The sequence below is a fragment of the Vibrio sp. Vb0937 genome, from assembly GCF_033338855.1.
Genome location: NZ_JAWOTK010000045.1, coordinates 1 through 11972 on the forward strand (window position 1 = coordinate 1; position 11972 = coordinate 11972).

Annotated in this window: 11 protein-coding genes; 5 read left to right on the plus strand and 6 right to left on the minus strand. The window is 41.2% G+C overall.

Translation table 11 applies throughout. The features are described 5' to 3' along the window. The 3 genes from R7P67_RS22380 to R7P67_RS22390 form a co-directional block, all read right to left on the minus strand. On the minus strand, nt 1-870 hold the full coding sequence (locus R7P67_RS22380) for an RES family NAD+ phosphorylase (RefSeq protein WP_256900827.1): 870 nt from the start codon (nt 868-870) through the stop codon (nt 1-3). A gap of 155 nt (nt 871-1025) precedes the next feature. Beyond that, nucleotides 1026-1940 carry a sce7725 family protein gene (locus R7P67_RS22385; protein WP_318086071.1) on the minus strand — a complete coding sequence of 305 codons (915 nt, stop codon included), beginning with the start codon at nt 1938-1940 and terminating at the stop codon, nt 1026-1028. Beyond that, nucleotides 1898-2788, minus strand: coding sequence for a sce7726 family protein (locus tag R7P67_RS22390; RefSeq protein ID WP_318086072.1), 891 nt, complete (start codon nt 2786-2788; stop codon nt 1898-1900). Before R7P67_RS22390 ends, R7P67_RS22385 begins: the two co-directional genes overlap by 43 nt. A gap of 674 nt (nt 2789-3462) precedes the next feature. Here R7P67_RS22390 and R7P67_RS22395 point away from each other — a divergent pair. The 5 genes from R7P67_RS22395 to R7P67_RS22415 all read left to right on the plus strand — a co-directional run bounded on the left by R7P67_RS22395 (nt 3463) and on the right by R7P67_RS22415 (nt 10356). Then, nucleotides 3463-4311 (plus strand): hypothetical protein, encoded by an 849-nt coding sequence (locus R7P67_RS22395; RefSeq protein ID WP_318086073.1) that lies wholly within the window; start codon nt 3463-3465, stop codon nt 4309-4311. A gap of 130 nt (nt 4312-4441) precedes the next feature. Beyond that, nucleotides 4442-5071 (plus strand): hypothetical protein, encoded by a 630-nt coding sequence (locus R7P67_RS22400; protein ID WP_318086074.1) that lies wholly within the window; start codon nt 4442-4444, stop codon nt 5069-5071. 2 nt (nt 5072-5073) lie between these two features. Continuing rightward, the gene (locus R7P67_RS22405) at nt 5074-6885 is read left to right on the plus strand and encodes a helix-turn-helix transcriptional regulator (RefSeq protein WP_318086075.1); all 1812 of its coding nucleotides are present in this window, start codon (nt 5074-5076) and stop codon (nt 6883-6885) included. 66 nt (nt 6886-6951) lie between these two features. After that, nucleotides 6952-8982, plus strand: a complete 2031-nt coding sequence (locus R7P67_RS22410) for a DNA polymerase (RefSeq protein ID WP_318086076.1) — start codon at nt 6952-6954, stop codon at nt 8980-8982. 393 nt (nt 8983-9375) lie between these two features. Continuing rightward, nucleotides 9376-10356: a hypothetical protein gene (locus tag R7P67_RS22415; protein ID WP_318086077.1), complete on the plus strand. Its 981-nt coding sequence runs from the start codon at nt 9376-9378 to the stop codon at nt 10354-10356. Between the two features lie 290 nt (nt 10357-10646). Here the strand turns inward: R7P67_RS22415 and R7P67_RS22420 are convergent, their stop codons facing one another. The 3 genes from R7P67_RS22420 to R7P67_RS22430 all read right to left on the minus strand — a co-directional run bounded on the left by R7P67_RS22420 (nt 10647) and on the right by R7P67_RS22430 (nt 11828). After that, nucleotides 10647-10826 carry a hypothetical protein gene (locus R7P67_RS22420; protein WP_318086078.1) on the minus strand — a complete coding sequence of 60 codons (180 nt, stop codon included), beginning with the start codon at nt 10824-10826 and terminating at the stop codon, nt 10647-10649. A gap of 70 nt (nt 10827-10896) precedes the next feature. Continuing rightward, entirely contained in the window at nt 10897-11271 is a 375-nt protein-coding gene (locus R7P67_RS22425; protein WP_069538470.1) for a hypothetical protein, read from the minus strand. 86 nt (nt 11272-11357) lie between these two features. Next, complete coding sequence (locus R7P67_RS22430; RefSeq protein ID WP_318086080.1) at nt 11358-11828, minus strand: hypothetical protein; 471 nt, start codon at nt 11826-11828, stop codon at nt 11358-11360. Nucleotides 11829-11972: the final 144 nt, after the last annotated feature.

The window sequence follows — 11972 nt, forward strand, 5'->3', positions numbered from 1 at the left end:
TTAAGAGTAGCTGAAGTTTATATCTTCTAGTTGATATACTGTCGGTTCTGATATATTGAACTTATCTCTATCAAAGAATACGTAATTCTTACCTTTACCAAAAGAACTATTAAATATAATCCCATCATAAGTACCTAGAGATTTAAAATACTCACAAAGAAACTGCGTTGGAATATAATCTAATTCAGATAGGTGAGGTTTTATAGGAATAGAAAGTTGAGATGAAAATGACTCTAGTAGTTCTATAATAGCTAAGACCTCATCATACTCGCTATCTGAAAACGGTACAATTGAAAACTTTCGCCTTGGTTCTGTTAAGTCTATTAACGTCATTTCACCTTTAAGATTAAATGAAGAAACATAAATATCTCCACCTTTATATGGTCGAACCTCTGAAATACACGTATCAATATTATCTGCAAGGTATAAGTAAGATATACCTTTGGGATTAGCTCTTCCTGATGATGCTAATTGTGGTTTAGGGGCTCCCATATTTTGGGACGTTAGCTTTTCATCACTTATTCTAGCTCTATATAGAACATCTTCAGGTATCACCTTTTGTTCTAACTGTTCCAATATTGTAAATAGCCTAGACAAGTTTCCATCTAATTTTTGATTAAAAATACTATCGTAAATTTCATTCTTAAGAAAAAATCTATTCGTATGTTTTAACTCATTGCACAATTGATCCCATCCAACTTTATAGTGATCAGTAGATATTCTCACTGAAAACCTCTTTCCAGAGATATTTGCAGAAAGAATATCGTCTAAAAGGGTTTCCTTACATCTAATCTGATCATTAAAGAGTGAAAACAGGCTATCTATCGCCTCACTAGCTTCTTGTCCATTTGAGTCTTCTTCTAGAACCATAAACAAGAACTCAAACTTTTCCGCTAATAAGTTGGAATCACATATTGAAGTATCTCTAGAGTTACAATAAGAGCAACGTCCTAGATTATTCTTACTGATAATGAATTTTTTTAACTCATTATCATGAAAGCAATTAATACAGCAAGATGACATAACTATTCTCTATATTTTGATAGCGTTTCAATATGATGCTGAATTGATAGTTTTTTAATTTGCCCTAACCCTGGAAAATGGTCTTCTGATTTAAGCCGTCTAAATCCATCTAACCCAATAGTGTCATTAAATAAATCAGGGTTGTCATTTGTAAAATCAATTAATTTATCTAGTGCATCACCAAATTTATCACCTGGCCTCGTCGGAGATTTGTCATCGTAAGACTTAAAGTGTTTGACATACATGGCATTAAACTCATCTGGATCTATATAAGACAAATGAATAGCAACAACATATGCTGGACCACCCGCCTCTAAAAAGCCATTACCTGTAATGGTGTAGTCGCCAAAACCTACTACATTCTCACCTTCTTTATAATCTGTATGTCGATCTGAAAAGTATGACTTATCAGGATAGTCAGAGTTTTTAGTCGCTCTCGAAAAATTATCTTCAACAACAACAACCTGTGACAGAGACTTAAAAGCGGCTCTATGATACTTATTTGAAATGACTAAAGATGCGTCAGATAGAAGGGAGACAATATCTTTATTTAACCCTTCTTCGACAAACACAGCAAAAGGTGTGGATGTACTAGATATTAAAGATGAAAGTTCAGAACTAGATAGCCCTTTAGTAGAAAAGCACGGTGTAAATCTCAAACCCTCAATAGTGGATCTTAAGGATTCTTCGATACTAAACTTTCCACTGGCGTCTGAAAAGTCACCAAGGTACGGATTAACTACAACTATTGGTTCAAGGTTTTCTTTGTTAAGGTGAGAAATCGTTTTACCTAAAGAGTCCATCTTTTGTCGCACAGGTTCAATAATCGGACAGAACTCTGTGTTACTCAGCACCGTAGCTAACTCTCTAAGAGCTATAAGCTCAAACTGTTTTCCCCTGAGAACTGGGTAGTACATTCAATATCCTTACACAAGTTGTCATCAAGCGCATCAACGAGCTTAATCTGCATCTTGTTGGATAAGCTATAACTAACCCCAGCGTTTTTCAAGGAGTTCGGTAGTGAATTGAGAAAGTCAGCATCATTTCGTCGAAAATGTTTTAAAACAGTCCTAAAACTCTTTCTCAATATTGATGAAGGAGTTTCCGAAATGATCTTAGAACATTCTGAAAACATCTTAATGTTGCTTACCTTTGGGACATCTCCTTGAATCAATTCAACTAGACGCTTGTACTCTTCCATGCGAAGAGATTTTATAAGTAAGTCTTTATCGACACTTTGCTGAGAAAGGTCAGTGGCTTTTCTCTTTGTTGAGAGCGTACTTTTGTGAGTGAGTAGAATGACACCCACTTCTATCGGAGTAACATCTAAAACTTTCGCTAAGTGTTTCTCATCACAGACTACATAAACTTTATCAAAGAGACTGGAGTAAGAGTTTAACTGTTCACTTAATCTATCTAGCGAATCGTATTCTGTTTTTATCTCATAACAAGTTGATACGCCATTTAGCATTACGCAATCTGCTATATTTCGTCCAACTCTGAACTCTGAAAGCATTACTGTTGTACGAGGTGAATGCCTACCCAAAAGCTGCTTATTAACTATCGTATTTTTATAAAAATACTCATACCTATATGAGCTACTTAATTGTTGATAGACAGACTCATATAGATCTCTAACTGTTTTAATTGACGATTGTTCCAGCTCTAGGCCTGTATATACGTTGTATAAAAATTCACGATCTCCTTGCGCAAGAGCTTTCAAATAGCCGCTACTAAACAGCCGTGCTGCATCTTTGATTCTCATCGTGATTGACCCCAAACATAACACCAACAAAAACACGTGAACGTTTATCTAAGTTTACACATAATTTCAAATAAGCTTCATAACATCTATCAGCTATTCAAAGAAGGTCACATTAGAACCAACGCCGAGCGCACTATAGCCTACTGTAAGGAACATGTGTAGACCGTGATCTAAACTCCATGAGATAGAAACCTAACTCACATATCCAAAGATAGTTATCTATTGTCGTCGTCGACGTCTATCGCCAACAGTCGACGGCGGCACTAAAACAAAAAAATCCGGCACCGATGACCAAAGCCACCGATGCCGGACGTATTGATTTGGTTAAATCTTAGGCTCACATAAAGCAATGAGGCTAAGCTCTAAACCGGATTTAGTAGCATCGACCAGTAACACTACAACTAAAAAAGTAGACTTTCATCACAAAAAATAAAGTTCACTCGCTCTCAGAACACCTTAAAACAAGCGGATAACCTCAATTTCCCTTTCAAAAAACGTCTACCCTCGCGAGAACCGTTCTGAGGGGCTATCAGCCATGTTTAAAAAAAATCAAGAACAAATTTCCTGCCATTTATAGGCACTTTTCAAAATCAATTTTGTAGGGCAAATTTATGTTCATCAGGAAAACTTAACTCCTGATTTAATTGAATAAATCATACTATAGGAATTAAAGAATGAATACTACATTAACCACATTAACTAACTCTGTTTCACCATCTAACGTCGCTCACTACGTTGTTAAGCTGGCGTACAACTTGGTGTTCGCTCCATCAAAATTACCTGCTGATATCGATAACATTATTGATTCAGAAGAGTGCTATAACGGCGAATGCGATTACTCAAACGGATCCACAGCAATCACCATCGCTCAAAACCATTACTTGAGCGAAATTGGTGATCCCATTGAACATATTTTTGAAATGAAAGAATGGATTGATTCCCATGCAGAAGCCATCAACGATGCAGATATTGAAGTAACTACAAATGTTGTGTTTCCCAATCTGGAAAGAGCTTCGTTCAGTTGTATTCACAATAAAAGCAACCTAAAAGGCCTACCTCAGTCCATCTACGATGCAATGGCATATGTGATCGAGAATATTGAAATTACTCAGGTTGAAATACTCGAACTTTTTTCTGCTGCCACCCATTCACTGGCTATCGACTGCTTTTACTCAGTTGATGATTTTGACTTTAATGTCAAATCCGCACTTGAGCACGATCTGAACGAAAAACTGATTCAATATAACAACACCCAAGGAGGAAATATCATGTCATTTGGTACTCAAGTTCTACTGAACACTTACACCAATAAAGCCAAACAACACGCCTGTAAAGGTCCAAAAGTCCGAATGGCGGAATATGTCGAATCCGCAATGGAAGTACAGGCGCAAGTTGGCCGTATAGACAACCTAGACGCCATCACTCGTGAGTTTGAACAACGCTTAGCGAGTAAGTCGAATTGGGGATACAAGCTAGCTGCTGAGCAACTATCCGAAGCAATTAAAACCGTCGAAAAACACTAACCCTTAAGCAACACCACTTTTTTTACTTTGATTTTTGACTAGCCGAGCCTCTCGGTGACGGCCTTCTTACACCTCAAATTCGGCAGCCAATATATTGCTGCCGAATCAAGAATAAATTTTGGAGCATACGATGAACTACTCAAACAACACGAACAACACGCATACTTCGGCAAACTACGAAACACATGGCCGCAACTCTATGGTGAATTTCAACGATTTTTCTGACGGCGATTCAAGTAACCAACCTAACTTTGCACCTCTGGCACTTCAGGCTGTTGATCTAAAGAATTCGTCCGCAGAGATAACCTTCTTTACGCCCACGGCAGAGAAAGTCTTCTTTCACTACGTGAATGGCCATGGATACCTTCAGTGCAATGGACCCGACTGCCCGATGTGCCGCGCTCAAATTAAATTAGATAGCCGTTACCTATTCCCCATCTACGATCACATTGAGGGAGAGGTGAAGGTACTGGCGGTTCCACCATCCGAGAAGCCAAAATCCTTGTTTCCGCAGATCAAGCCTTACGTCACCAAAGGCGGTCAACTCGTGTCAATTGAGAAAAATGGCTTCAACTATGATGTTTATGCGACTGCCCTACCCGAGTACGCCACTATCGATCAAGATAAAATTACTGCGTTTTCCGACGCATTCGACTCTGGCGAAATACGCTTGTCTGATATCTACCGTATTCTGACAGACGACGAACTGCGAGAGATCCCAGAGATCGAGAGACGCCTACGCTTCAAAGGTGTGGCTTGATTGTGGTAAATCCAATCACCATCAGCGGGGCCGAAAGCCTCGCTGAATTTCGTTTTAATAATAGTGCTCAGGCTATGCTTGAGATGCTGACGCAAGACCACTATGTTCTCAACGACTGGATGGTGGGCGTTGGCAAGTCGTACCAACTGGATCAGTTGACCACTTTGGCGTTGGAGTCGAAATCATATGACTGCGTGATTGTCGCAGCACCGACTCGAAAAATACTTGAAGAAAGAAAGCCTCTTCAAAGCCCTCCAGCCGATATCAAAGTTGTCAACATACAACCTCGCCCCAGCAAGCTGTGTGGTGAAACTCGCGATCTGAGTTGGAAAGACTACGAACGTAGAAACTTAGGTCTGCTGGGCAAAAAGCACATTTGTGCCCTGTGTCCAAATAAGGATAAGTGTTTTTGGCCCGACCAATACGGCAAGAATTTGAATGGGGCGAAAATCGTATATGCAACCCAATCACACTTCGTGCGTAACCCCTACTTCATCCAACACATCGTAACGATGGCTAAAGCAAGCAATGCCTTAGTCATTTTCGATGAAGCTAACGTAAGCCTAAACCATTACAGCCGAACCATATCGCCCATATCGATTGAACAAACCCTAGAAGCCGTGCAGGAGAGCCGTCTATCAGACTATGTAAAAGGGCATCTAACGCACTACCTGGAATGTTTACAACAGGCCTCTACGGAGGAACTGCGCGATATATCAGCGTGGCGCTGCCCTGCAATTTTTCCAGATCAGATGACTCAAATCACCAGTATTGGCGATCGCATGTTTGGCGATCGTTTCATCAATATTCTGTATGACCTCCAAAGCTTCGGAGCATCTGAGGCGGAATCACGCGAAAAATTAGCAGATGGTTCAATTCACTTCCCTGCGCCGCCAGTCAATGCGGGATTCGACACAGTGCTATACAGCGGCACCACCTACCCGGACATACTGAAACTGAAACTCGGGATGGCTTTTTACTGCCCTTATTCTCACGTTGAGTTTCGGGGGGAATCAACGGTTTGGCACAATATCGCATCCTCAATTGGGACTGCGACAAACTTTAAGAAAAACTCACCGCAAATCCTAGATACATTCGCCCAATTGACGCTCCAACGAGTAAGAGAAGGGAAACGCGTATTGTTGGTCTCTAAACAGAAACACGTCGACCAATGCGTTTCCGTGCTTAATCAATTTCTGGCAGAGGAAGGGGTTCGGGATGTTCGTGTGGTTCCCGCAAGCGCTTATGCAGAGTGTGACGATATGACCTTAGTGCCCATGATCCATTACGGAGTCATCGGTATTAATCAATTCGAAGAGTTCGATTGCTGCTACTGCCTAAACAGCTATTACGTAACCCAAGACATACTCAACAACGCAATTCAGGAGCTGCGAGCCGAGGATGAGCGCATAGACGTGGCGATTGCAACCACTGACAACCCTCGTAGGCGTCATGGCGTCATCACAGATCAAAAGTATCGGTACTCTGATGTCGCCAAAGTCGTAAACCCAATGCTGCAAACATTAGAAATGGGGGTTGTCATCCAAGCCATTGGACGCGTGCGCCCATTTACAAAATCGCGTGAAATCATCACTTTTCAAAATAACGATGCACCAAAGTCGGGTTACGACCATGAGTACAGCAACCTAGAGCAACTGCGAAAGCACTTCGGTTTAAAAAGCAAGCAAGCCCGAACGTCGACAACCCTGTCAGAGCAGGTTAATCAGATGATAGCCGACGGGTTTAAGCAGCAAGAGATTGCTTCAACTCTAGGGATCAGTACTCGAACCGTTCGACGCCATAAGGCCGGATAACAAACACTAACTCAGCGAGGAAGGCATGGTCAGAAATGCTTTCCTCACAACTTAAAAGGTCATGCAATGGAATTATTACCTGGAACCCAAGCGCATCTAAAAAAGAAAACATCTCCGCCATCAAGTGCCTTGATTCTGCCTCAAGATACGTCACATACCGTCGGGAAAACTCAGTTCATTCAACATGAAGCCGAGCTCGATCAAATGATTGAGCTGGCTTACCAATTGCCTCTATCTGCTGTCAGTCTCAGCTTTCAATTCACGTACTCGACTCCGGTAGTCACACTACCGAACGACAATGACAGATATGATATTTCGTCCATTACTCCACGCTTACTCAGCATGACGCTGATGGAGAACACAAGTAACTCGCTAGCGCTGCACTCGTTCGTTATTGACGTTGCGAGCCCCTTGATTCGTCCAAAACTCCAAAGCCTTTTCGAGCTGCCTGCGACCTACGTAACCCACGACGCTAAACCTGACCTGCACTGTATTTGGTCATTGAGCCTAAACGAGCCCGGATATTGGTGGGATACCTGCATTGCAGAAAAAGCCAGATATCTTGGTCAACACAATAACGCTAAACTCACTCAAGATGTTTCAACGTTCGAAAAGATACAAACCAAACAAACATTGGCTGAACAGAACAAGGTGTTTTATGGCTTGGCTGAGACAGCTAAACGTTACAATGTCCAAAATAGCCTCGCTTCCAGTGCGAAGTTACTGATGGGCTCTGAGCAAGACTACCCGTCTTTTTCTGCGCTCCAGATTGAACGGACGTCACAGCTCAGCATCACGGTGGCGAAGTTGTACTTAACGCAAAGCCAATCCTGCCTCATGTTTGGCATCCACCAACACCTTATCAGTATTGAGATGCCTTGGGTCGTGACTAACGCCGCCATCGAGTGGAACGGTTTTAAGGTATGCAGAGATAAGTGCAGTCAAATTCTCGAAGCGTGCGAGCGTAAACTTAATCTATACAGTCAAGAGCTAGCGCAACTAGGGATGACAAACCCCAATAGCCAGCATCAAAAACAAGTGCTTTTTGCTTCACTCGGATTACTGCATCACTTCAAAGATGGGGATGACTATAGTTTTCAACGTGAAATGCTAAGCAAGAACTATGCTTTACACCCAGCGGTGGCATTCTTGGCAAAATATACGCATATCGATTCTGTCTACAAAGACGTCATTTTACAGCCCGGTATTGTCGGTAGTGACGGACGAGTTCACTCAGAACAAAAACAACTTACGGCTGCGACAGGCCGACAGGCTACCGTTGCGCCAAATATCTTGGGGCTTCCTGCTGTCCTTCGTCCTTTAGTGGTTGCACAAGACGGTTACGCGATTGGAGAAGTCGATCTTGCACAGATTGAGGTAGCCATTGCTGCTGGTGTGTATGGCGACTCAAACTTAGTCCAGATGTATAACCAAGGCGATCTATACACGGCCATGGCCCAAGAGTTCTTCTGTGAAGAGTTAGAACCGGAATACCGCAGCTGCGATTCGTCGGCCTTCAAAGAAAAATACCCTGAAAAAAGAGCCATCATGAAGCAATGCACCCTTGGCCTAATTTACGGTATCACCAGCTTTGGAATAGCGAAAAAACTCAATATCAGTGTCAACAAGGCCTCGGAACTGATGAATAAGTTTCTATCGATGTTTCCCGAACTACAAAAAGCCATTGAGAGAATGCCCCAGTATGGTGCTCTGCGAGGCCATGTAAGCACAGCAACGGGATTGCACCGATACCGCCAATTGGACGCTAAGCGCGGCCATACTGAGAAAAACTGGATGGTGAACATGCCAGTACAAGGTACAGCTGCTGCGCTGTTCAAAGCAGCCGGAAATCGACTTCATCAGTTATATAAAAGTTACAACGCCAAATTGATCGTTGCCATGCATGATGCCTTTGTTTTCGAAGCACCGAAAAAACACCTAAGCGCAGTCAGCGAGTTAACTGCACAGATCATGACCCAAGTAGTGCAGGAAATGTACCCTCAGTTGAAGATAAGAGCCGATATCAACATAAGCCAACCAGATTGTTGGACCAAAGATGGTGATCCGAACACTCTCGATGTGTGGCTGGCTAAATGACCAGAACTGGACGCAAAGCCTAATAGAATTATTATTAAGGCTTTATGTCCACTTTTTCTGGTTCTCAAATAGTGACTTTTAGGTAAATCAATACTTACTTGATTAGCTATTTATCATAGTGACGCCATTGTTCTAGCTCAGTTATGACCCAAAATCGCTTAGTCCGAGATTATTGAATACTTTCTCATGTAAGCTCTTGATCTACATTCACTAATAGCAGAGTATGAGCCAAATCGATCAATTGAAACTATACAGAAATGTTCTGCAATTTGTGAATTGTCAGGAAAAATAAGACTTATAGAACAGTATGTTGCTTCTACGGCAACTGTATTTTCTTAAAATATTATAAAGACAATGACAAATTAATAGGACAGTAAGGAGTATGATTTAACAATGAATAATAATGAGAAAACCGAAGTATCGGTAGTTTCTTTAACCCAGGAAAACAAAAAACGTCTCGTTTGGTGTTTTGCATTTCTTTTTCTTTCTGTAAATATAGCATTTGCCCCAGACTATTCACTCTCAATTCCCTTTGAGACACCACTAGCAGCATTAGGCGGTATGGCTGTATTATTCTGTCTTCTTTTTGGTGTACGGGATTTATCAAAAATTGGCTATCAGAACTTGAAGGATCATATATTTTCTAAGTTAAATATGTATTCACAGAAAACCTTAGATAATAAAAGCTCAGCCAATCTTGCATTAATTGGAATGTGTATTTGGTTATTAGCAATTTATTTTCGCCAAGGAGCCATGGTTGCTCCATTAGTGATTGCAGGTACCTTAGTAATGATTTGGTCAGTAATGATCTTCTTTGAAGAGTCATTACTCGTCAAAGCCATTTCCACATACTCATCATCAAAGAAAATTTTTGGATTTATTTCTGCCTGTATTGTTTTTTGGGCTACTTACACTACATTTGGTCAGGTTAATTCAGTGTTCGGAGTTGACCCGTCATATTTTCCATTCACTATTACTGTTGGTATATTCATTAATATTGCAAAAGTAGTTGCATTAACGTCAATAGTGATTACTCCGTTATCAGTGATAATGTCATTCATAAATATGTTTACTTCAAACCATCCATTCTGGAGTAATTCAAGACAAGCAGTCCTATATTGCACATTGATATTGAGCTCTATGATATTCCTAACATTAGGGTTTCTTTGGAGTGATGAGTTCATGCACAGGAAATTACTTGAATCTGCACAGGTCATGGATATGAATGGTAATCACCTTTGCCACAATGACCTTTTGATTCAGGATGGAAAAAAAGTACCTGTTATTTTTATTGGTCCGAACTCTTCATTAGTTCTATATAATAAAGATGGCAAATTTGACATTGCTGATTGTAACCCACTTAACAAGAGCTAAAGGCTTTAACATGCGTTTCCTAATTTGGCAGAAACCCTTTAGAGCATCAGATCTATCATGTTTCTGGCCAGAAATAATTTGGAGCCACTCTGATATAGTAGATGCGACCTGTTACCTACTCGTTCATAAGCCACTTAAACCTCACAAAAATCAAGTGTAATCACTGAGTGAACGAAAGTGGACGGCACTCCTTAATGAGTTTATTAACTAAGGAAATACGTCCACTTTTGTGTACCTCGTTGGCCTTTAACAAAAAGCAGAGGATATCTCCTGCTCACCTAGCTTGCCCGTCAATCATCTATAAGCTCGTCGGCGACGACACCAACTACGAAGCCAGCTATACCACCGATTAATACGGAATATGGATATGGACCGAATCTAGCTCCAAGAGCTGCTCCTATTTTCGCTGCACGAAGGCCTGTGTTCTTTTTGGATTGGGATGATGATTGTGAAAAGGTTCTGCTTTGCATGTTTGCTCCTTTGGGTAGTCAAGAAGGGCAATACCTCTCGATACTGCCCTTAGTGATTTAATGTCCCAAGTTACTTAACTGAATCGCATAGATGATTTGCGAAGCTACGAGTCATCATCTGACTTTGGTACTGGTTATTTAGCTTCAATGTATTGAGCCAGAACTCTTCCCCATCAACTTCGAATTGCATAAATGCTTTCTGCTCTTGATTGCGGAAATTCACATCACCTTCAATATCCACGAAGATTCGACCCGATTTGGTTTTACCTGATTTCCATGTTTCATTGGTGAATGCCGAGTCGATCATGTCCCCTATTGCGTAAGGGCAACCATCTGGGCTACCTTCTTTAATTGTCTGGATTGCATCATCTGTATCCGAACTAAATAGACCTGCTGATGCACCAAAGCTAGCTAGAACTAACGCACTGATTAGTAGTTTTTTCATTACTACATTTCCTTATTAGATTTACTGATTGAAGAATTTGATAGTGATTGCTGTCGGTACGACGTCAACGACGATAAATGGAAGGGTTATTTTGTTTTCTTGTCTGCGAGCGCTAATAGCTCTGCTTTTAGCTGTTGGTATTCGTCGCCTAGTACGTGAAGATAAATTGATGATTCGGACTTTTGGGCTAGACCTAAGTCTCTAACTATTGAGGCACAGAAACCTTGGTTATTGGCTGAACCTGAAGGATATAGGGATTTATAGACCTGACTTTTCCACGGGCTATCACCTTGAGATTCGATCAACTGGAATAGTTCGTTAAGTGGAACCCAGTGTTTTGAATGCAATCCGGCCCCGCCACTTTGTCCGGCAATTCGAAAATAGAGTTGATCATCTTCACTGTTTTGAGCAACCTCGTAGAGCACCATTCCTTGGGCCTTTGATCCTAGTTTGGGTGCTTCACCTGTTTTGAGAATGGTAGAGAATGGATTGTCTTCTGGCGTGGTTTTAGATGTATCAACTTCTGCATTCTTCCTGCTGTTTTTGGCTTGGTTCATAGAAACTCCTTTATTTCATTGAGCTAGAAATAAGAAAGCCCCTACCGGACGAATCCAGTAAGGGCTCTTACAATTCAATAATATAAATTCGTTTTGCTGCTTGTTACGCCTAGGGATTTTTCCTGCCTTTTTCCGGTACTGTTC